This is a genomic window from Arthrobacter sp. Y3221159 (assembly GCF_059089885.1).
In genome coordinates this window covers 1-21833 of the sequence record NZ_JBNHFC010000002.1, presented here as the reverse complement: position 1 = coordinate 21833, position 21833 = coordinate 1, and the positions used below count along the sequence as shown (strand labels likewise).

Sequence of the window (21833 nt, the reverse complement as noted above, 5' to 3'; positions counted from 1 at the left end):
CCTCAGCCCACCAGTTCGTAGGCGGGGGTGGTGAGGAAGTCGGTGTAGTCGTCCGAGAGGCAGATGTTCGCGATCAGTTCGCTGGCCGGCTGGTAGTAGCGGCGGAACGCCTCGTCACCGAACTCGGTGCGGAGCCGCTCGGTTTCCTCGCCCAGGATCCGCTCCACCAGCTCCTTGGTCACCGTGTTGCCGGTATCCGCCAGGACGGACTTGTTCCGGATCTGCTGCCACACCTGGGAACGGGAAATTTCGGCGGTGGCGGCGTCCTCCATCAGGTTATGGATGGCCACCGCGCCGTTCCCCGAAAGCCAGACCGCGGTGTAGGCCACGGCGACGTAGAGGTTCAGCCGAAGGCCGGCCTCGGTGACCTGGCCTTCGGCGGAGGAGACGTCCAGCAGCTGGCCGGCGGTGACGTTGACCTCCGGGCGCTGCTTGTCCAGCTGGTTCGGCTTGCTTCCCAGGACGGAGTCGAAGACCTCGCGGCAGGTGGGAACCAGGTCCGGGTGGGCAACCCAGGAGCCGTCGAATCCGTCGTTCGCTTCGCGGGTCTTATCCGCCCGGACCTTCGCAAACGCCGCCTCGGTCACTTCGGGGTGGCGGCGGTTGGGAATGACGGCCGCCATGCCGCCCATGGCGAAGGCGCCGCGCTTGTGGCAGGTCTTGACCAGCAGTTCGGTGTAGGCGCGCATGAACGGCGCGGTCATGGCCACCGAGGCGCGGTCCGGCAGGACGAACTCTTCGCCGGCGTCGCGGAAGTACTTGATGAGGCTGAACAGGTAGTCCCAGCGGCCGGCGTTCAGGCCGGAGGCGTGGTCCCGGAGTTCGTAGAGGATCTCGTCCATCTCGAACGCTGCCGGAATGGTCTCGATCAGCACTGTGGCGCGGATGGTGCCCTGGTGCAGGCCCAGGAAGTCCTGGGCGAAGACGAACACGTCATTCCAGAGCCGGGCCTCAAGGTGGCTCTCCATCTTGGGCAGGTAGTAGTACGGACCGTGCCCGTTGAGGACCAGCTGCTTGGCCACGTGGTAGAAGTGCAGGCCGAAATCCACCAGCGCACCCACGGCCGGTTCGCCGTCAATCAGCAGGTGCTTTTCCTGCATGTGCCAGCCACGGGGGCGGGCCACCACGACGGCGAGCGGCGCGTCGGTGCGGAGCCTGTACTCCTTGCCCTCGTCGGAGGTGTAGCTCAGGGTGCCCTGCGCGGCATCACGGAGGTTGAGGATGGCGTCGATGACGTTGCTCCAGGTGGGGGTGCTGGCGTCCTCAAGGTCCGCGAGCCACACCTTGGCGCCGGAGTTCAGGGCGTTGATGGCCATCTTCGCCGGCGACGCCGGGCCGGTCATTTCCACCCGGCGGTCCTGCAGGGCTGCCGGTGCCGGCGCGACCTTCCAGTCGCCGTCGCGCACGTCCTGGGTTTCCGGCAGGAAGTCCAGCTTTCCGGTCTCCGCGACGCGCTGCCGCTTGGCGGCGCGGGCTGCCAGCAGCTCGTTGCGGGTTCCGGCAAAGCGCTTGTGAAGCTCCTCCACGAAAGCCAGCGCCTTGGGGGTGAGGATCTCCTCGGCGCGGTTGATCGGCCGGGGATCTGTGACGGTGATGGCCATTTCTGGTCCTTTCCTATGGCTGGAAGTCGGGCGGTCAGGCGTTGGCGAGGGCGGCCACGGGAACCTCGGCGGCATCCGTGCCCTTGGTTGCCACGTTGGCGGAACGGGCGGCCCCTGCCACTGCTGCAGCCACGTCGGCGGCCACATGGGGATCGAAGACGCTGGGGATAATGTAGCTGGCATTGAGCTCGTCGTCAGCAACCCGGTTGGCGATGGCCTCGGCCGCGGCCACCAGCATGTCCGGCGTGATGTCACTTGCCCCGGCGTCCAGCAGGCCGCGGAAGAATCCGGGGAAGGCCAGCACATTGTTGATCTGGTTCGGGAAGTCGCTGCGCCCGGTGGCCACCACGGCGGCGTGCTTTGACGCAATGACGGGGTCGATCTCAGGGGTGGGGTTTGCCATGGCGAAGACGATCGCGTCCTCGGCCATGGAGGCCACCTGTTCCTCGCCGATGACGTGCGGGGCGCTGACGCCGATGAACACGTCCGCTCCCTTGAGGGCGTCGTGGAGGCTGCCGGAGAAGCCGTCCTGGTTGGTGTTCGCGGCAATCCAGGTGCGGTGCTCGTCGTCGTACTTTTCGCCCGCGTGGATGGCACCCGAGCGGCCGGCGGCAATGATGTGCCGGGCACCCTGCGCCTTGAGGAGCTGAATGATGGCGGAACCGGCGGCGCCGACGCCCGAGACCACGATTTTCACCTCGGAGAGCTTCTTGCCCACCACCCGCAGGGCGTTGACCAGGGCGGCCTGGGTGACGATCGCGGTGCCGTGCTGGTCATCATGGAAGACGGGGATGTCCAGTTCCTCGCGGAGCCGGTTTTCGATCTCGAAGCAGCGGGGCGCGGCGATGTCCTCCAGGTTGATGCCGCCGTAGACCGGGGCCATGGCCTTGGCGATTTTGATGATCTCCTCGGTGTCCTGGGTGTCCAGGCAGACCGGCCAGGCGTCCACGTTGGCGAACTGCTTGAAGAGCGCAGCCTTGCCCTCCATGACGGGCAGGGCGGCGGCGGGACCGATGTTTCCCAGGCCCAGGACGGCCGAACCGTCGGTGAGGACGGCGATGGTATTGCGCTTGACGGTCAGGTTGCGGGCCGCTGCCGGGTCCTCGGCGATAGCGAGGCAGACGCGCGCGACGCCGGGAGTGTAGGCGCGGGAAAGATCGTCGCGGTTGCGCAGGGCCACCTTGGGGACGACTTCCAGCTTGCCGCCCAGGTGCATCAGGAAAGTGCGGTCCGAGACGTGCTGGACCGTGACTCCGTCAAGCGCGTTCAGGGCGTCCTTGACCCGCGCGGCGTGTGCGTCGTCGGTGGTGTTGCAGGTGACGTCCACAACCAGTGTCTCGTGGTGGGACTCGCTGACGTCCAGGGCCGTGATGGCGGCGCCGGCTGCTCCGACGGCTGCGGCGAGTTCGCTGGTGGCGCTGAAGCTTGACGGTGCTTCCACGCGCAGGGTGATCGAATTTCCGGGGCTGGGGTTCGCCATTGAATGTCCTCCTGTTGGGCCATGTCCGGGTTGCTGACCAACTCGAATGTTTTCGTATTATGGATATTATTATCTACCTTATGGAAAGACAACCCCTGTTTGTGACTGATCGCATCGGCACGGCCCGTGCTGTATCTTGAAACAACTAGGGCAACTCTTTTCACGATGCGGATAAGACTTGTCGGAATCCGAGCCACAGGAGACTTGGTTATGGCTGAGAAAGCCGCCGGAGGCGTGCAGTCCGTTGAGCGCGTCTTCGAACTCTTGGAATTGATCACCGACGCTGGCGGCGACGTCACGCTTAGTGAGTTGTCCTCGTCCACGGACCTGCCGCTGCCCACCATCCACCGGCTCCTGCGCACCCTCGTCGCACTGGGTTACATCCGGCAGTTGCCCAACCGCCGATACGCCCTGGGCCCGCGGCTGATCCGGCTGGGCGAGGGGGCCAACAAGCAGCTCGGTGCCCTGGCCCGCCCGCAGCTCAAGACGCTGGTTGACCGGCTGGGCGAGACCTCCAACATGGCCGTGCTCGATTCGGACATGGTCATCTACGTGGCCCAGGTGCCGTCCCTGCACTCCATGCGCATGTTCACCGAGGTGGGACGCCGGGCGCATACCCATGCCACCGGCGTCGGAAAGGCCATCCTGGCCCAGCTCGACGACGACGTGGTCCGCGGCATCGTTACCCGCGCCGGCATGCCCACGCCAACAGTCAAGAGCATCCGCGACGTCGACGACCTCCTTGCCGACCTGAAGCTCATCCGCGAGCGCGGCTACTCCATCGACGAGGAAGAGCAGGAGCTCGGCGTGCGCTGCTTTGCCATGGCCGTGCCCAACGCCCCCACTCCCACGGCGATCTCGGTCTCCGGCCCGGTGTCCCGCGTGGACGAGCACTTCGCCGACAAGGCTGTTCCCGTCCTGCGGGAGGCAGCCGAGGCAATCTCCGCGGAACTCAACCGCTCCTGATCCCCTCCCCGGCCAGTGGCTTAATGCATGCCTCCGGCGACCGTTGACCGTGTTCGCAGCTGGGCGTACCATGTGCGGCATCCATCGGATTCGAACCCATCGGGGGTTGTCATCATGACGAAATTCATGGACGTTCACCACAACATGGTCGGCATCACTGCCGAACAGCTCAGGGCTGCGCATGATGCGGACCTGGCGATCCAGGGTGAAGAAAGCGTCGATTTCCAGCAGGCATGGGCGGACCCTGAATCGGGCCTGGTCTACTGCCTGTCGGAGGCTCCGTCTGCCGAGGCGGTCCGGCGCATTCATGAGCGGACCGGCCATCCGGCGGACGAGATTCATCCCGTGCCGCTTGTGGTCTGATCCGCAGGAAAGGACAGCCTCGGAGCCAAAGGCCCCGGGGCTGTCCCTTTGCCTTCTCTAGTGTTCTGACGCCTTCTCCGCGGACTCGATCTTGACTTCCTTGCCGTCGCAGTCGATGAGCTTGCCGCCCTCGAAGCGGTCGCCGTCCATCAGGCACTTGATGTCCTGTTCCTGGACTACCCGCTCGGTGCCGGCCACGAATACGGACTGGTTCTCCGAGTTGCCGGCCTTCAGGTGGTTGAACAGCAGGTTCAGCAGGATGGCCATCACGGCGGCGGAGCTGATGCCGGAGTGGAAGATGGTGCCGAACCAGGACGGGAACTGGTCGTAGAACGCGGGGGCGGCGATGGGAATCATGCCGAACCCGATCGAGGCGGCCACGATGATCAGGTTCATGTTGTTCTTGTACTCCACCTTGGCCAGGGTGCGGATGCCGCTGGCTGCCACGGTTCCGAAGAGTACGACGCCGGCGCCGCCCAGGACGGGGGTGGGCACTGCTGCGACCACCCGGCCGAGGACGGGCAGCAGGCCGAGGATCACCAGGATCAGGCCGCCGGCGCTGACCACGAAGCGGCTCTTCACCCCGGTGATGGCCACCAGGCCGACGTTCTGGGCGAAGGCGCTCTGGGTGAAGGAGTTGAACAGCGGGGAGATGGCGCTGGAGAGCATGTCCGCGCGGAGGCCGTCGCCGATCCGTTTGGAGTCCACCTTGGTGCCCACGATCTCGCCCACGGCGATGATGTCAGCGGACGTTTCGGTCAGGGTGACCAGGATGACGATCAGCATGGAGATGATGGCCGCAATTTCGAAGACCGGCGGGCCGAAGGCGAACGGGGTGGGGAAGGCGACGATTTCGCCCTGGCCCACCTTGGAGAAGTCGGCCATGCCGAAGGCGAAGGCGATGGCGGTGCCCAGGACCATGGCGAGCAGGATGGAGAGCCGGGAGATCGCGGCGCTGCCCACCTTGCTCAGGAGCAGGACGATGGCCATGGTGGCTGCCGCGAGGCCGATGTTGGCCATGCTGCCGTAGTTGGAGGCCTTGCTGTTGCCGCCCATGGCCCAGTTGGCGGCCACCGGCATCAGCGTGAGGCCGATGGTGGTGATGACCGTACCCGTGACCACCGGCGGGAAGAACCGGATGATCTTCGAGAACAGCGGAGTGATCAGCAAGCCGATCAGCGACGCGGCGATGACCGATCCGAATACCGCCTGGATCCCGCCGCCGCCGTGCACGATGGCCACCATGGTGGAGACCCCGGCGAAGGACACACCCTGGACCAGCGGCAGCTGCGAGCCGAAGAACGGAACGCCGACGGTCTGCAGAATGGTGGCGAGTCCGCCGACGAACAGGCAGGCAGCAATCAGCAGTCCGATGTCCTGCGAACTCATCCCGGCCGCCGCGCCAATGATCAGGGGAGGGGCGATGATGCCGCCGTACATGGTGAGGACGTGCTGGAAGCCGTAGGCGAAGGTGCTTCCGATCGACAGCCGCTGGTCCTCCGGCCGGGCCTGCTGGGCCCCTTTACCGGCGGCCGCAGCGGCCAGTTTCTTTTTGGTGTTCATGGCAGACTTTCTGGGTTCATGGCAGACGTCATCGTCTGGCTAACTGTGTCTGGCTAACGGGTGTAAATCTGTGGGTCCGGAGTTTTTGTCCACTTATGGGGACTTCAGAGGTACTGAAGTCGACTTATCTGGACAAAAACTCCGGACGGGGTGGGGTGATGCAGGCGGTCTAGCAGAAGCCGGCGATGCCGGACCAGGCGGCCGGGGCCGGGGCGGCATCCTCGCGCTGGACGGTGGCCTCGATCAGGCCGTAAGGACGGTCGGCGGCGTAGAAGACCTCGTTCGGGTTGTCCAGGCCGAACGGGGTGAGGTCCACCAGGAAGTGGTGCTTGTTGGGCATGGAGAACTTGATCTCGTCGATCTCGGTGTGGGCCTCCAGGACCTTCTGGCCCATGTCGAACAGGGTCTGCTGCAGGGCGTGGGAGTACTTCTCAGTGAAGCCTTCGAGCAGGAGTCCCTTGACGTCGTCGTAGCTCTTGTTGAAGTCAAGGTTGCTGAAGTCGGTTCCGGTCTTGAAGCGCCAGCGGGCGGAGACGTCCGTGGCCAGGATGCGGTCCGTGGTTTCCGGCAGGGTGGTGTAGCGGTCCCGCGGGTAGCCGACGAAGCCGGACTGGGTGGACTTCAGGACGGTCAGGTCCTTGAGCCCGGAGACCAGGTGCGTTGTGGCGCCGTCGCGGACCAGGACGGCGGTCCGGACTTCCTGGCCGTTGCGGACGAACGAGTGGTCGTGTTCGCTGCCGTGGGCCTGGATACGGTTCCACGCGTAGGACTCGGCTTCCCACCGGCCGCCGGTCACCCAGTCGAAGCTGGACGTGAAGTGCTCGCCGAGGCGCAGCAGGAAGGCCTCGGGGGAGCCGACGCCGTCACGGGCGAAGGCGTAGATGGTGTTCTTCTGGGTGTCCGTGGCAACCACGTGGGCGTTGTCGCCCTCCAGGTGTGCCGCGGTGAAGTCGCCGCGCAGCTGCGAGGTGACGTTCAGGTCCTCGATCTCGTGGCGGTTGGTGTCGCGGGTGATCTTGACGACGCGGACTTCGGCCTTGCCGTACTGGTTTTCGCCGAGGATGATCTTGCTGCTCATGGTCATTTCCCAATCTCCGGTAAGTGGAACCAAGGTTCCATCACTGAAATTAAGCGCGCGTTTCTGGCGCGTTTCCGGTGGAGCCGACCCAACAAAAAAGAGCCGGCATCCATTGATGCCAGCTCATTACGACCCTGCCTGCTGCTCCCAGGTTACGTGACGTGCGCCACGAGTTGCCTTCCAGCGTACCCCCGCAATCCGGTGGTGTACATCACAAGGCCAAAATTCGTTTTGTGACCGGGCTGGCCTCGGCGCTGCACCAGAAGCTATTGACGGTTTCGCCCCGGCGCGCCTAATCTTTCATATAGCAAGATTTATTTTCCGCCATACGAAAAGCAGCTTGAGGAGGGCCAGATGTACCAGCAGGACGCGACGCCGGCACCAGCACCGGCGGCCGCCCAGACAGCGTCGGAGTTCTACCTCCCGCTTGGCGGCGGAACGGATCCCGATTTCTACGTGCCCGAGGACCGGGTCCACGAACGCGGCCGCTTCTCGCGCTGGATCCACGCGCTGCCGGGATTCAACCGCCGCTGACGCCGTCAGGACGGCGGACGTCCCGGCCACTCCTTTCCGGCCCAGGGGTCGTAATCTGCAATGAGCTCCTCCTGGGGCGGCCGCTCCGCCTCGGGAACGTGCTGCAGGTTCACCCGCACCCGGTACCAGAGCGAGCTTGAGCCGCGCATCCCGTCCACCAGCACGTCGGCCGGGGCGAGTGAAGGAACGACGGCGGCGTGCCGGGTTTTCCACTCGTCCAGCGCAGCCAGGGCCTCCGGCTTCGTCCGGGTCCGGGCCACTTCGATCAGCGGCATCGTTGACTGCCGGCGGCCCGAGCCGTTGGCTCCCCGCGGTGCCTTCTCGGCCGGACCCAGCTCCTTGGCGAGGGCCAGCAGCCCGTCAAGGGAACCGGCGGCGTCGTCGATGCCCGCGTGCGGGTCGCCGACGTCCGCAAACCGCTCCAGAACCGTGGGAACCGTCAACCGCTCCGGCCTGGCAGTGCGGACCTCTTCCCACAACAGCGGCGTTGATACCCGCGCGTCAGGTAATGCCCGGACCGAGTACGCGGAGGCCACCGTCCGGTCCTTGGCGTTCTGGTTGAAGTCGACGAACACGCTCTCGCCGCGTTCCTCCTTCCACCACCGTGCCGTGGCCAGGCCGGGCGCGCGGTTCTCCACTTCCCGGGCCAGGGTTTCGGCGGCGAGCCGCACATCCCGGTAGGACCACTGCGGCGCGATCCGCACCAGGATGTGCAGCCCCCGGGAACCGCTGGTCTTCGGCCATCCAACCAGCCCCACGTCGTCGAGGACCTCCTGCGCGACGTAGGCGACGTCCACGATCTGCGACCACTCCACGCCCGGCATGGGGTCGAGGTCCACCCGCAGTTCGTCGGGGTGCTCCAGGTCCTCTGCACGCACCGGATGCGGGTTGAGGTCCAGGCAGCCCAGGTTGATGACCCAGGCCAGGCCTGCCGCGTTCCGGATCACCGCCTCCTCGGCCGACGTCCCCGACGCGTAATGCAGCGTGGTGGTGTCTATATAAGGAGGGTGGTTTTCCGGTACGCGCTTCTGGAAGAAGGGTTCCTCGCCGATGCCCTTGGGAAACCGCTTGAGCACCATCGGCCGGCCGCCCGCCCCGCGCAGCGCACCGTCGGCAACTGCCACGTAGTACCGCACCAGGTCCAGCTTGGTCAGGCCGGGCTGCGGGAACACCACCTTGTCCGGGCTGGAGATGCGGACCTCTTCACCATCGATGTCCAGGATCTCGGCCGGCGTCTTTGACGGAGTCATGCGGCCACGCTAGCAACGATGTGATCCCGCGGCATAGGCCCGCTTCGACGGTTCACTGCCGGGACGACGTCACCGGACATCGTGTGCGCAGGGAACCGTCGAAACGGCGGAACACGCCCTAGCCGTTCACCAGACGGCGGGCGGCAGCCGAATGCTCGGCGATGAGCCCGGCGACGTCCAGGCCCGGGATCTGCCCCTCCACCACGCGCCACTGCCCGCCCACCATCACCCGGTCGGCCCGGTCCGCCGCACAGAGCAGCAGGGCGGCGAGGGGATCGTGGCTGCCGGAGAAGCGGAGATCGTCCAGTGTGAACAGTGCAAGGTCCGCCTGCATGCCGGGAGCCAGCTGGCCCAGCCCGCTCCGCCCGAGGACGGCGGCCGAGCCGCGCGTCGCCCAGCCCAGTGCCCGCTCCACCGGGACATCCGCGCCATACCGCAGCCGCTGGAGATACAGCGCCTGCCGGGCTTCCAGAATCATGTTCGAGGCATCGTTCGACGCCGAGCCGTCCACGCCCAGCCCCACCGGAACTCCCGCGTCCTCAAGTTCCAGGACCCGGGCCGTGCCCGAGGCCAGGCGCATATTGGAGGTGGGGCAGTGCGCGACGGCGGTCCCGGCTGCCCCGAGCCGGCTGATCTCGGTGTCGCTGAAGTGGATGCCGTGGCCCAGCCAGGTGCGGTCCGTCAGCCAGCCGACGCTGTCCAGGTAGTCGATGGTCCGAAGCCCGAACATCTCCCGGCAGAAGTCCTCCTCGTCGAGCGTTTCGGCCAGGTGGGTGTGCAGCCGGACGTCCAGGCGCTCCGCGAGGGCTGCACTTTCGGCCATGATTTCCTTGGTCACCGAGAATGGCGAACAGGGGGCCAGAGCGATCTGGATCACCGCGTCCTCCCCCCGCTCGTGATACGCGGAGACCAGCCGCTCGCTGTCTTCCAGCACCACCTCCGGAGCCTGCACCGTTGACTGCGGCGGCAGGCCGCCGTCGTCCGTCCCCAGGGTCATGGAGCCGCGGGTGAGCGTGGCGCGCATGCCAAGCCGGCGGACCGCCGCCACCTCGATATCGACGGCTTCCTCCAGCCCGGCAGGAAAGAGGTAATGGTGGTCGGCGGCGGTGGTGCAGCCGGAGAGCAGTAGTTCGGCCAAGGCCACGGTGGCGGCCAGCTCAAGGTCTTGGGGGGTGAGCCGCGCCCAGACCGGGTACAGGTTCTGCAGCCAGGGGAAGAGCGGGGCGTTGGCCACCGGCCCCCACGCGCGGGTAAGGGTCTGGTAGAAGTGGTGGTGCGTGTTGATCAGCCCCGGCAGCAGGACGTGCCGGCGGGCGTCGAACGTTTCGTGGACGGGTACCGCCGGCTGCTGCCCCGCAGCCAGGACTTCCTCGATCACGCCGCCGCTGACCACGATCCCCCCCGAGGCGTCGAGGCTGTTTGCGGTGAAGGCGGCCTGCGGATCCTTGATCCAGAGGCGGGAGCTGGTGGCAGGGGAGGAGTTCATGGGGCTGTCCCTATCTGAGCGCAGTTGCAGTAAATCCAGCTCAGTGAAGCCCTGTCTGCTGATCCAGGGCCGCGGCTCCGGTGCGGGGCGCGGGTGGCTTCAGCGTAGGGAGCCGGCAGGGTTCCGTCAACGCGCGGATTGTGACTGCCCTCCGTTTTCTGCGCCAGTGAAGGCGTGGAAACACAGATTTCACATTGCGGAATAAAGTTTTCAGAAAACTATGGCGCGGACCACAATCCGGTGCTAATCTCGATTTTGCCAAAGGCGGGCACCCGGTTCCCGGGAAGCTATCTACCAGGCGCAACTTAACCTTCACAGCACATGCTGAAGCCTGGTAACCGTCGCACCTGGTTCTACTGGTACTGCAAGCGGCACCGGGCTTCCCGGCAAAAGGAAGTCGCATCATGAGTACCACCGTCACGGCCGAGCAGTTCCTGGCCAGATCCATCCGGCTGGCAACGGCCAACGTCCTCAACAGCGGCGGGCCCTTCGGCGCCATGATCGTCACCGCGGACGGCAAAACGTTCGACGGCGTCAACCGCGTCACCGCGGACAACGATCCCACGGCCCACGCCGAAGTCACGGCAATCCGCACCGCCTGCCGCGAGCTCGGCACCTTCGACCTCAGCGGCGCCGTCCTCTACACCAGCTGCGAGCCATGCCCCATGTGCCTCGCCTCGGCGCTCTGGGCCCGCGTGGAGCGGGTGGTGTACGCCGCAGACCGGCACGACGCCGCATCCGTCGGCTTCGACGACGCCGTCTTCTACGAATACTTCGATAACCAGGACAGGGATTCCCTGATGCCGGTCTCCAAGCTGGAACTGGGCGATCCCCAGGCGCCGGCGCCGCTGGAGCCGTTCAACACCTGGAACACGCTCGAAACCAGGATCGACTACTAGGCCCGGCGGCTCACCATGACCATCCTGGATTCCTCCCACGAGGAGCATTCGGCTCCAACACCCCGCACCCCCCGGCCGGCACCGCGTTCCCCCAAGCCGCCGGCGTCGAACTCCATCCTTGACCGCTTCTTCCAGATCACACAGCGCGGCTCAACACTGGCGCGTGAATTCCGAGGCGGCCTGGTCACCTTCTTCACCATGGCGTACATCGTCATCCTGAACCCCCTGATCCTGGGCGGCTTCAGCGCGGACAACGCCCCCACCGACGTTGCCGGCGGCTGGCTCTCCGCAGCGCAGGTCGGGGCGGTCACCGGCCTCACCGCCGGCGTCATGACCATCCTTTTCGGCCTGGTGGCAAACCTTCCCTTCGGCCTCGCCGCAGGACTGGGCATCAACTCGTTCCTTGCCGTCTCCGTGATCCAGGAAGTCACCTGGGCCGAGGCAATGGGCCTGGTGGTGATCAACGGCATCCTGATCGTGCTCTTCGGCGTTACAGGTGCCCGTACCGCCATCTTCCGGGCCGTCCCCAAGGAACTGAAGGCCGCCATCACCGTGGGCATCGGCCTGTTCATCGCCTTCATCGGCTTCGTGGATTCCGGTTTTGTCCGGGCCACCGCCGGCGGGCCGCCCGTGCAGCTGGGCGACGGCGGCTCCATCACCTCCGTGCCCACCCTCGTGTTCGTCGTCGGCCTGCTCAGCATGGGCATCCTGGTGGCGCGCAAGGTCCAGGGCGGGCTCCTCATCGGCATCGTGGGCACCACCGTGCTCGCCGCCGTCGTCGAAGCCATCTTCAAGATCGGCCCGGCCAGCGCCACCAACCCCGGCGGCTGGCACCTCAACACCCCCGTGCTCTCCGGGCAGCTGGTGTCCGCCCCGGACCTGGGCCTGGTGGGCCAGTTCGACCTCTTCGGCTCGTTCGCCCGGATCGGCGGACTCGCGGCCACCATGCTGGTGTTCACCCTGGTCTTCACCAACTTCTTCGACGCCATGGGCACCATGACCGGCCTCGCCAAGAGCGCAGGGGTAGCCCACAAGGACGGCACGTTCCCGCGGCTCAAGTCGGCCTTCATCGTGGAAGGCGTGGGCGCGGTGGCCGGCGGGGCAACCTCAGGTTCCTCCAACACCGTGTACATCGACTCCGCGGCCGGCATTGGCGAAGGCGCCCGCACCGGCCTGGCATCGGTGGTCACGGGCGTGCTGTTCCTCGGCTCGATGTTCCTCACCCCGCTTACCAGCGTCGTTCCGCTTGAGGTCGCCGCCGCGGCCCTGGTGGTGGTGGGCGCCATGATGATGGCGCAGATCCGCGAGATCAAGTTCAGCAAGTTCAGCGTGGCCCTGCCGGCGTTCCTCACAATCGTGACCATGCCGCTGAGCTACTCGATCGCCAACGGCATCGGCGTCGGCTTCGTCAGCTGGGCCATTATCGGCGCGGCATCAGGCAAGGCCAAGAAGATCCACCCGCTGATGTGGGTGGTCAGCGCAGGCTTCCTGGTGTACTTCGCCCGCGGCCCCATCAACGTCCTGATGGGCGCCTGATCCGCCGTTTTCCCGGCCGTTTGGGACATCCGCATCCGTCATACGGGTGCGGATGTCCCGGCCATCAGCTTTTCCGAACCAATTGCTTTCCGTACCACCCGACAGGAACGACAATGGACACCACCGCCGCGCGGAAGAAGGAGTGCCGCCATGCTTGACCTGATCCCTTCCCTGGGCGCCTGGCTGCCCCACCTCGCGCACCAGCCGTTCGCGGTGGCAACCATCCTCTCGGCTACCGGCTCTGTTCCGCGGCCCGTGGGCACCTCCATGATTGTCACCGAATCCGGAAACGTGCTGGGCAGCCTGTCCGGCGGCTGCGTCGAGGGCGCCGTGGTGGCGCTCGCCCAGGAGGCAATGGACGACGGCGGGACCCGCCGCCAGGCGTTCGGCTTCAGTGCCGCCGACGCCTTCGCCGCCGGGCTCACCTGCGGGGGGCGGCTGGACATCCATATCGAACCGGTGCCCGCGGGCAATGACGCCCCGCTGCGGACTGCCCTGCACCTGCTCGCTGACCGCGGCCCGGACGAACCCGTGGCCCTGGTGCGCCGGCTGGGCACCGGGGGAGGAGCCGCCGTCGTAATGTCAGATCCGGCCCGCGCCCAGGCACACGCCGGGCTCGCCAACCTGCTGCAGCCCGGCACCGCTCCGGATCCCAAATCCGTCCGCAAGATCCAGGCCATCCTCTGCAGCGGCGGAACGGGCGTGGTCCCGCTGGCTGGCGCCGGCACCTGCCCGCCTGACAATTTTGCCCAGGACCTGCCCCGGGACGCGGCGATGGTCCTGGTGGAAGCACGCCTCGCCCCGCCGCGGATGCTGGTGTTCGGCGCCAACGACTTCGGTGCCGCCCTGGTCCCGGCCGCCAGGCTGCTCGGCTACCACGTGACCCTCGTGGACGCCCGCCCTGCCTTTACCGCACAGCCGCGGTTTCCGGCGGCCGACGAAGTGGTGACGGACTGGCCGCACCGCTACCTCGCCGCGGAATCGGCGGCCGGGCGGCTGGACAGCCGCGCCGTGGTTGCCGTGCTGTCCCACGACCCCAAATTCGACCTTCCGCTGCTGGAAACGGCGCTGGCCCTGGACCTCGCCTACGTGGGCGCCATGGGCTCCCGCCGCAGCCACCTGCAGCGGGTGGACCACCTGCTTGCCGCCGGCGTCCGTCCCGAACGGATCGCCGAACTTCACTCGCCCATCGGACTGGACCTCGGCGCCGTCACGCCGGCGGAAGTGGCGGTGTCCATCACCGCCGAGCTTCTCGCCTCCCGCAACCGCGCCGCCCGCTGCATCCCGCTGCGGGACACCTCCGGTCCCATCCACCAGCAGCCCGCACCCGGGCAGCCGCACACCGCCACCCCACAGGAGATCGCATGGACATGAACACCATTGAGGCGGTGGTTCCCACCACCGACCCCGCAGAATGGCGCGACGGCGACGCCTGGCTGGCCGGCGGAACCGTCCTGTTCTCCTATGGCAGCCTCGCCTTCGGCCCCCAGCCGCTGCGCCGCCTCCTGGACCTCGGCACCGCCGGCTGGAAGCCCGTCACTGTTTCCGGCGACGGCATCGACCTCGCCGCGACATGCACCGTTGCCGAGCTGTACAAGCTCCCGGAGTCAGCCGAAGCCGCGGGCCGCCCCTGGCCGGGGCTGGACCTGGTCCGGCCGTGCTGCGATTCGTTCGTGGCCTCCTTCAAGGTCTGGAACACCTCCACGGTGGGCGGCAACCTGTGCACCTCGCTTCCGGCCGGGCCCATGATCTCGCTCTGCGCCGGGCTGGACGGGATGGCCATCATCCTGGGACCCGGCGGTGCCAGCCGCACCGTTCCGGTGGCGGACTTTGTCACCGGCGACACGAAGAACTGCCTGGCACCAGGTGAACTGCTCCGCAGCATCCACCTCCCCGCGTCGGCCCTTGCCTCGCGGGTGGCGTTCCGCCGCCTCTCGCTGAGCAATCTGGGCAGGTCCGGGGTGCTCCTCATTGGACGGCTCGACGGCGGCACCTCCCTGGTCCTCACCGTCACCGCCGCAACAAAGCGGCCCGTGCAGCTGCGCTTCGACGGTCTCCCGGAACAGGACCAGCTGGCGGCGGCACTTGACGACGGGATACCGCAGGAGCTCTACCACGACGACATCCACGGACTGCCGGCCTGGCGCCGGGACATGACCTCCCGGCTCGCCGAGGAAATCCGCGCCGAACTCGCCGCCCCGGAAGGGGCGGCCGGGCTCCAGGTCTCCGGAGACTTCTGGCCACCCCGGGCGCTTCCACCGCGGGCCGGCCGCGACGCACTTTCGAAAGGGGCCTGAGCATGGCCATCGAGATCAACGGAACATCAGCGGATGCCGCACCCCGCCCGGGGCAGTGCCTCCGGACCTTCCTGCGCGAGCAGGGCGCGCTCGGCGTGAAGAAGGGCTGCGACGGCGGCGACTGCGGGGCGTGTACCGTCCATGTGGACGGCACCCCGGTGCACAGCTGCATCTACCCCGCCGTGCGGGCAGAAGGACACACCGTCACCACCATCGAGGGCCTGGCCGCCACATCCGGCGCGGAGCTCCACCCGGTCCAGCAGCAGTTCATTGAGCGGCAGGGCTTCCAGTGCGGCTTCTGCACCGCGGGCATGGTGATGACCGCCGCCACGTTCGACGACGAACAACGGGACAACCTGCCCCGGAACCTCAAGGGCAACCTCTGCCGGTGCACCGGCTACCGCGCCATCGGTGACGCTATCTGCGGCCACGCCGGCCACCCCGATCCGCACGGCCCGGGTTCCGGCATCGCCGGGGAAGGCCAGCCCGATTCCGAGCCCGGACGGCTGGGCAACGACGTCCCGGCCCCCGCCAGCCGGGCCGTGGTCACCGGCACCGCCCGGTACACCCTGGATATCCCAGTGGACCAGCAGCAGGCCCTGCTGCACATGAAGATCCTGCGCTCGCCGCACGCGCATGCGCGGGTCATCTCCATCAACAAGGACGCGGCCCTGCAGGTACCGGGCGTCGTGGCAGTCCTCACCCACGAGGATGCCCCGGCCCAAGCGTTCTCCACCGCCCAGCACGAGCTGTTCACCGACGACCCGGACGATACCCGCGTGCTGGATGACGTGGTGCGGTTCATCGGGCAGCGGGTGGCCGCCGTCGTCGCCGAATCCGTTGCTGCCGCCGAAGCGGGAGTGCGCGCCCTGCAGGTGGAATACCGGGAACTGCCCGCGGTCTTTACGCCGCAGGACGCCCTGGAACCCGGCGCACCGCTGGTGCACGGCGACAAGGACGGCACAACTGCCCGCATCTCCCGGCCGGACCGCAACGTGGTGGCCGAACTCCACTCCGAACTGGGCAGCGCGGCGGACGGTTTTGCCGCCGCCGACTTCGTCCACGAGCAGACCTACCGCACCCAGCGCGTCCAGCACGTCGCCCTGGAAACGCACGCCGCCATCGCCTCCGTGGACGATGGCGGCCGGCTCCAGGTGCGCACGTCCAGCCAGGTCCCCTTCCTCGTCCGCCGGACACTGTGCCGGGTGTTCGGGCTGGAGGAGGGCAAGGTCCACGTGGTGGCCGGCCGCGTTGGCGGCGGGTTTGGCGGCAAGCAGGAGGTGCTGGTGGAGGACCTGGTGGCGCTGGCAGCCCTGAAGCTGCAGCGTCCGGTCCAGCTGGAGCTGACCCGCACCGAGCAGTTCACCGCCACCACCACCCGCCACCCCTTCACCATCAAGCTCAAGGCCGGAGCCACCTCGTCCGGTGACCTGACCGCCCTGGAACTGGACGTCCTCACCAACACCGGCGCCTACGGCAACCACGGCCCCGGCGTGATGTTCCATGGGTGCGGCGAGTCCCTGGCCGTGTACAAGTGCGCCAACAAGAAAGTGGACGCACACGCCATGTACACCAACACCGTGCCCGCCGGTGCGTTCCGCGGGTACGGGCTGAGCCAGATGATTTTCGCCATCGAATCCGCCATGGATGAACTGGCCGCGGGCATCGGGATGGACCCGCTGGAGTTCCGCCGCCGGAACATGGTCCGGGAGGGCGACCACATGCTGTCCACCCAGCCGGAACCGGAAGAGGACGTCCACTACGGCAGCTACGGCCTGGACCAGTGCCTCGACCTGGTCCGTGACGCGCTGGACCGGGGCCGCGAACGGTACCGGGCCGCCGGCCTGGCCGAGCTGGGCCCGGACTGGCTGACCGGGGAAGGTGCGGCGCTGTCCATGATCGACACCGTCCCGCCGCGCGGCCACTTTGCCCACTCCAGGCTGAGGCTCCTGCCGGACGGGACCTACCAGGCCGACGTCGGAACCGCCGAGTTCGGAAACGGTACCACCACCGTCCACGCCCAGCTCGCCGCCACCGCCCTGTCCACCGAGGCCTCGCGGGTGGCGGTACGGCAGTCGGACACGGACCTGATCGAGCACGATACCGGTGCGTTCGGCTCGGCCGGCACCGTGGTGGCTGGGAAGGCCACCCTGGCGGCGGCCGAGGAACTGGCCGTCCGCATCCGGGCTTTCGCGGCCGGCATCCGGCAGACCCAGGCCGCCGCGTGCGTCCTTGACGGTGACGCCGTGGTGATCGACGGGACGCCCCTGGCCCTGGCGGAACTGGCGCAGGCGGCCGCGGAAGCCGGCGTCGAACTTGCTGCCGAGGGCCGCTGGGGCGGGACGCCGCGTTCCGTGGCGTTCAATGTCCACGGCTTCCGGGTTGCGGTGAACCGCGGGACTGGCGAGCTGAAGATCCTGCAGAGCGTGCAGGCGGCCGACGCCGGCGTGGTGGTCAACCCCCGCCAGTGCCGCGGCCAGATCGAGGGCGGCATTGCCCAGGCGATCGGCGCCGCCCTGTATGAGGAAGTGGTAGTGGACGACGCCGGCAAGGTCACCACGGACATCCTGCGGCAGTACCACATTCCCACCTTTGCGGACGTGCCGCGCAGCGAGGTGTACTTCGCCGAGACCAACGATTCCCTGGGGCCGCTGGGCGCGAAATCCATGAGCGAAAGTCCCTTCAACCCCGTGGCACCCGCCCTGGCCAACGCCATCCGCAACGCCACCGGCGTGCGGTTCGCGTCCCTGCCCATCGCCCGGGACCGGATCTACCTGGGGCTGAAGGAAGCGGGGCTGGTGCCTGCCGAGCGCGTGCTGTCCTGAGGCGACGCGAGGTCACAAAATACCCTCCGGCGCGACATCCTTGGACCGGATGTGGTCCCGCGTTGCATATAGTCGAGGGATGGAACAGCGGATTTTAGGCAAGACCGGGCGGAACGTGTCCGTCGTGGGGCTTGGTACGTGGCAGCTCGGCGCTGACTGGGGCAACGTGGACCCCGCCCAGGCGCAGGCCATCCTGGCGGCTTCTGTGGAAGCCGGCGTCACCATCTTCGACACCGCGGACGTCTACGGTGATGGACGCAGCGAACAGGCCATCGGGAAGTTCCTCGCGGACAACCCCGGGCTGGACATCACCGTGGCCACCAAGATGGGCCGCCGGGTGGACCAGGTTCCGGAAAACTACACCCTCGCGAACTTCCGCCAGTGGGTGGACCGCTCACGGACCAACCTCGGCACCGACACTTTGGACCTGGTCCAGCTGCACTGCCCGCCCACGCCCGTCTACAGCAACGCCGAGGTCTACGACGCGCTGGACACACTGAAGGCCGAGGGTGCCATCCGTGACTACGGCGTCAGTGTGGAACGGACGGACGAAGCCCTCGAGGCGATCCGGCATGAAGGCACGGCCTCCGTCCAGATCATCCTGAACGCCTTCCGGCTCAAGCCGCTGGACGAGGTACTCCCCGCCGCGAAGGCCGCAAACGTGGGCATCATCGCCCGGGTGCCGCTGGTCTCCGGCCTGCTGTCCGGCAAGTACTCCAAGGAGACCTCGTTCGCCGCGGACGACCACCGGAACTACAACCGCAACGGCGAGTCCTTCGACGTCGGGGAAACATTCTCCGGCGTGGACTACGAGCTTGGGTTGAAGGCCGTGGCGGAATTCGAGCAGCTGGTGCCCGCGGGGGCCACCACGGCGCAGGCGGCCATCGCGTGGATCGCCGCGCAGGACGGCGTCACCACCGTGATCCCCGGCGCGCGGAACGTCGAGCAGGCGGCGGCGAACGCTGCTGCTGCGTCAGTGCCCATCAGCGAGGAGTTCGACGGCGGCGTCCGCTGGATCTATGACCACTACTTCCGCGAGGCCATCCACCCGCGCTGGTAGGGTCCGCTGCCTGATGAGTCCCGCTGCAGGCCTCGACAGGTTCGTTGCGGCCCTTGCTGCGGCGGAGCCCGGGCCTGCATGCACCAACTTTTTCGACCACTCGGTGCCCGCTAATGCAGTTCGCCGGGCGAACCTGCGGCTGTACCTTTCGGCAATGCTGGATTTCTCGCCGGACGTGCTTCTGGTGGGCGAAGCGCCCGGCTTCCGCGGCATGCGCATCACCGGGGTCCCGTTCACCAACCGGACCATGTTTGAAGGACCGGCCAACAGTTTTGGCCTTTTCGGCGCGGGCACGGGATACGTCCTGCCGCCTGACGCTGCGGGTGTCCCGGCCGAGCCGACAGCAACCGTGATGTGGCAGGTCCTGGCCGAGCTCGAGTTCCTGCCCTTGCTGTGGAGCGCCTTCCCCTGGCACCCGCACCGGCCCGGCCAGCCGCAGACCAACCGGACGCCACGGCCTGCGGAAACAGCCCTGGGGACGCCGTTCTGGCAGGCGCTGGCTGAGCTGTTCGCCATCCGCAGGCTCGTGGCCGTGGGCAATGTGGCGCACCGCAGCCTGCTTCAGGCCGGCCTGGACGTGCCCAAAATCCGGCACCCGTCCCACGGCGGCCGGACCGGCTTCAAGCAGGGACTGCAGGAACTGCTACTGGAGTAGGCCCAACTGGTCCGGGGTGTCCACGTCCCCGCCGGTGGACTGGTCGCTGCAATCCACCTCGTCCACCAGCTCAGGATGCGACTTTAGGAAGGTGCGCGCCCCGGCGTCGCCCGTCACCGTTGCGCTGACCGCCTTCCGCAGCGAGGCATCGATGAGCAGGGGATGGCCGCGGCGCAGCGCAGGCGGCAGGCCGGCGTCGGGCGCCTGCGGGGGGCGGTAGGCGGCGGCGGTGATCCGTCCGGGCCGGTGGGAGGCGAGGAGCCTGCCCACCGTTGTCCGGGTCAGGCCGGGCTGGTCCACGAGGGCGATGAGGAGATGGTCCTCGGGGTCCGCTTCCAGGTCGCCGAGCAGGAACGAACTGCCCATGCCCGTGCGCCAGTCCTGGTTGACGATGACCCGGTAGCGGTCCAGGTCGGCCTTGGCTGCGACGTCCGGTGCGCCCGCTCCAAGGACCACCACCACGTCGCGGCAGCCGCCGTCGAGCAGGGTTCCGGCGACCGCCTCTACCAGCGGCCGGCCGCGGTAGGCGAGCAATGCCTTGGGGCCCAGGCCCAGCCGGGTCCCGGCGCCGGCGGCCAGGACGACTCCGGTGGTGCGCATGTTCCCCATAGCTGCACCCTAGTGGAATTTTTGTCCAGGTACGGCGGGCTTAGGGGCGTTGAAGTCGCTATAACTGGACAAAAACTCCGACCGTGGGTCAGGCCTCTCCGCCGGCTCCTCCGGTGGTTCCGGCGTTCACGTCCAGCAGCTTGTAGCGGTCCATCGCGTACGACGGCGCTGCCTCCTCCACCTCGCCCCTCGCCGCCAGCATCTGCAGGGCTTTGACCACGATGGAGTGGGTGTCGTTCTTGAAGTAGCGGCGGGCTGCGGCGCGGGTGTCCGAGAAGCCGAAGCCGTCGGCGCCCAGGGTGGCGAACTGGTGCGGCAGGAATTGCCGGATCTGGTCCGGGACGGCCTTCATGTAGTCCGAGACGGCGACGACAGGCCCTTGTGCCTCGGCCAGCTGCCGGGTGACGAACGGGATCCGGGCTGGTTCGCCCGGGTTGAGGAAGGCTTCCTCTTCGGCGGCGAGGCCGTCGCGGCGGAGTTCGTTCCAGGAGGTGACGGACCAGACGTCGGCGGAGACGGACCAGTCCTCGGCAAGGATCCGCTGGGCTTCGAGGGCCCAGGGGACGGAGACGCCGGAGGCCAGGAGCTGGGTTTTGGGTCCCTTCGCGTCCGATCCGGACAGGCGGTAGATGCCCTTGATGACGCCCTCGACGTCCAGTTCCTCGGGTTCGGCGGGCTGGACGATGGGCTCGTTGTACACGGTGAGGTAGTACATGAGGTTCTTGTCCGTGCTGTCGGGGCCGTACATCCGTTCGAGGCCGTCGCGGATGATGTGGCCCATTTCGTAGCCGTAGGCGGGGTCGTAGGTGACTACTGCCGGGTTGGTGGAGGCGAGCAGGGGGGAGTGGCCGTCGGCGTGCTGGAGGCCTTCGCCGGTGAGGGTGGTCCGTCCTGCGGTGGCGCCGATGATAAAGCCGCGGGTCATCTGGTCCGCGGCTGCCCAGAAGGCGTCCCCGGTGCGCTGGAAGCCGAACATGGAGTAGAAGACGTAGACCGGGACCAGGGGCACGCCGTGGGTGGCGTAGGCGGTGCCGGCGGCGGTGAAGGCTGCCACGGCGCCGGCTTCGTTGATGCCGGGGTGGATCAGCTGGCCTGCGGGGGATTCCTTGTAGGCCAGGACCAGGTCACGGTCCACGGACAGGTAGTTCTGGCCCTTGGGGTTGTAGATCTTCGCCGTGGGGAAGAACGCATCCATGCCGAACGTACGGGATTCATCAGGCACGATGGGAACCAGCCGGTGCCCGAACTTCTTGTCGCGGAGCAGGTCCTTCAGGAGCCTGACGAATGCCATGGTGGTGGCTGCCTGCTGCTTGCCCGAGCCGCGCTTGGCCACCTCGTAAGACTTGGCATCCGGCAGTTCCACGGCCTGGTGGTTTGAACGCCGTTCCGGAGTGAAGCCGCCTAGCTCCCGCCGGCGGTCCAGCAGGTAGGCGATCTCGGGTGCGTCCGCTCCCGGATGGAAGTAGGGCGGGCGATAGGGGTCAGCCTCCAGTTGGGCGTCGGAAATGGGAATCCGGAGGTAGTCCCGGAATTCCTTCAGGTCATCCAGCGTGAGTTTTTTCATCTGGTGGGTGGCGTTGCGGCCTTCGAAGTGGGGTCCGAGTCCGTAGCCCTTGACGGTTTTGGCGAGG

General features: G+C 67.4%; 18 protein-coding genes. 10 read left to right on the top strand and 8 right to left on the bottom strand.

Features of this window, described 5'->3' with window-relative positions; translation table 11 throughout:
* Window positions 1-2 precede the first annotated feature (2 nt).
* Together aceB and AC5RT3_RS02400 are read right to left on the bottom strand one after the other, a co-directional pair.
* Window positions 3-1601, bottom strand: a complete 1599-nt coding sequence (aceB, locus tag AC5RT3_RS02405) for a malate synthase A (protein ID WP_494051739.1) — start codon at window positions 1599-1601, stop codon at window positions 3-5.
* A 34-nt stretch (window positions 1602-1635) separates the two neighbouring features.
* A complete protein-coding gene (locus AC5RT3_RS02400; RefSeq protein WP_494123405.1) occupies window positions 1636-3081 on the bottom strand; it encodes an NAD-dependent malic enzyme in 1446 nt (481 codons plus the stop codon).
* Window positions 3082-3291: 210 nt separating this feature from the next.
* Between AC5RT3_RS02400 and AC5RT3_RS02395 the strand changes: the two genes are divergently transcribed.
* Together AC5RT3_RS02395 and AC5RT3_RS02390 are read left to right on the top strand one after the other, a co-directional pair.
* Entirely contained in the window at window positions 3292-4047 is a 756-nt protein-coding gene (locus AC5RT3_RS02395) for an IclR family transcriptional regulator (protein ID WP_494009470.1), read from the top strand.
* Between the two features lie 114 nt (window positions 4048-4161).
* On the top strand, window positions 4162-4410 hold the full coding sequence (locus tag AC5RT3_RS02390; RefSeq protein ID WP_494009469.1) for an SCO4226 family nickel-binding protein: 249 nt from the start codon (window positions 4162-4164) through the stop codon (window positions 4408-4410).
* A 57-nt stretch (window positions 4411-4467) separates the two neighbouring features.
* Here the strand turns inward: AC5RT3_RS02390 and AC5RT3_RS02385 are convergent, their stop codons facing one another.
* Window positions 4468-5973, bottom strand: a complete 1506-nt coding sequence (locus AC5RT3_RS02385) for a nucleobase:cation symporter-2 family protein (protein ID WP_494123404.1) — start codon at window positions 5971-5973, stop codon at window positions 4468-4470.
* A gap of 169 nt (window positions 5974-6142) precedes the next feature.
* Window positions 6143-7057, bottom strand: coding sequence for a factor-independent urate hydroxylase (gene pucL, locus AC5RT3_RS02380; RefSeq protein ID WP_494009467.1), 915 nt, complete (start codon window positions 7055-7057; stop codon window positions 6143-6145).
* Window positions 7058-7405: 348 nt separating this feature from the next.
* Here pucL and AC5RT3_RS02375 point away from each other — a divergent pair, with 348 nt between their 5' ends.
* Window positions 7406-7585, top strand: coding sequence for a hypothetical protein (locus tag AC5RT3_RS02375; protein WP_494051735.1), 180 nt, complete (start codon window positions 7406-7408; stop codon window positions 7583-7585).
* A 5-nt stretch (window positions 7586-7590) separates the two neighbouring features.
* Here the strand turns inward: AC5RT3_RS02375 and ligD are convergent, their stop codons facing one another.
* Together ligD and AC5RT3_RS02365 are read right to left on the bottom strand one after the other, a co-directional pair.
* On the bottom strand, window positions 7591-8835 hold the full coding sequence (ligD, locus tag AC5RT3_RS02370) for a non-homologous end-joining DNA ligase (RefSeq protein ID WP_494123403.1): 1245 nt from the start codon (window positions 8833-8835) through the stop codon (window positions 7591-7593).
* Window positions 8836-8953: 118 nt separating this feature from the next.
* A complete protein-coding gene (locus AC5RT3_RS02365) occupies window positions 8954-10321 on the bottom strand; it encodes an 8-oxoguanine deaminase (RefSeq protein ID WP_494123402.1) in 1368 nt (455 codons plus the stop codon).
* Between the two features lie 404 nt (window positions 10322-10725).
* Between AC5RT3_RS02365 and AC5RT3_RS02360 the strand changes: the two genes are divergently transcribed.
* The 7 genes from AC5RT3_RS02360 to AC5RT3_RS02330 all read left to right on the top strand — a co-directional run bounded on the left by AC5RT3_RS02360 (window position 10726) and on the right by AC5RT3_RS02330 (window position 19593).
* Window positions 10726-11220 carry a nucleoside deaminase gene (locus tag AC5RT3_RS02360; RefSeq protein WP_459791214.1) on the top strand — a complete coding sequence of 165 codons (495 nt, stop codon included), beginning with the start codon at window positions 10726-10728 and terminating at the stop codon, window positions 11218-11220.
* A 15-nt stretch (window positions 11221-11235) separates the two neighbouring features.
* Window positions 11236-12756 carry an NCS2 family permease gene (locus tag AC5RT3_RS02355; protein WP_494051732.1) on the top strand — a complete coding sequence of 507 codons (1521 nt, stop codon included), beginning with the start codon at window positions 11236-11238 and terminating at the stop codon, window positions 12754-12756.
* Between the two features lie 150 nt (window positions 12757-12906).
* Window positions 12907-14130: an XdhC family protein gene (locus AC5RT3_RS02350; RefSeq protein WP_494123401.1), complete on the top strand. Its 1224-nt coding sequence runs from the start codon at window positions 12907-12909 to the stop codon at window positions 14128-14130.
* Entirely contained in the window at window positions 14121-15053 is a 933-nt protein-coding gene (locus tag AC5RT3_RS02345; protein ID WP_494123400.1) for an FAD binding domain-containing protein, read from the top strand. The genes AC5RT3_RS02350 and AC5RT3_RS02345 overlap by 10 nt, the downstream gene beginning before the upstream one ends.
* 2 nt (window positions 15054-15055) lie before the next feature.
* Entirely contained in the window at window positions 15056-17878 is a 2823-nt protein-coding gene (locus AC5RT3_RS02340; protein WP_494123399.1) for a molybdopterin-dependent oxidoreductase, read from the top strand.
* 79 nt (window positions 17879-17957) lie between these two features.
* Entirely contained in the window at window positions 17958-18938 is a 981-nt protein-coding gene (locus AC5RT3_RS02335; RefSeq protein ID WP_494009459.1) for an aldo/keto reductase, read from the top strand.
* A 13-nt stretch (window positions 18939-18951) separates the two neighbouring features.
* On the top strand, window positions 18952-19593 hold the full coding sequence (locus AC5RT3_RS02330; RefSeq protein ID WP_494009458.1) for a uracil-DNA glycosylase: 642 nt from the start codon (window positions 18952-18954) through the stop codon (window positions 19591-19593).
* On the opposite strand, the gene nboR is transcribed toward AC5RT3_RS02330, so the two are convergent.
* Window positions 19582-20202, bottom strand: coding sequence for a nicotine blue oxidoreductase (nboR, locus tag AC5RT3_RS02325; RefSeq protein WP_494123398.1), 621 nt, complete (start codon window positions 20200-20202; stop codon window positions 19582-19584). The two genes, AC5RT3_RS02330 and nboR, sit on opposite strands and share 12 nt — an antisense overlap.
* Before the next feature lie 88 nt (window positions 20203-20290).
* On the bottom strand, window positions 20291-21833 hold a 1543-nt coding region (locus AC5RT3_RS02320), incomplete at its 5' end, for a transketolase-like TK C-terminal-containing protein (protein ID WP_494123397.1).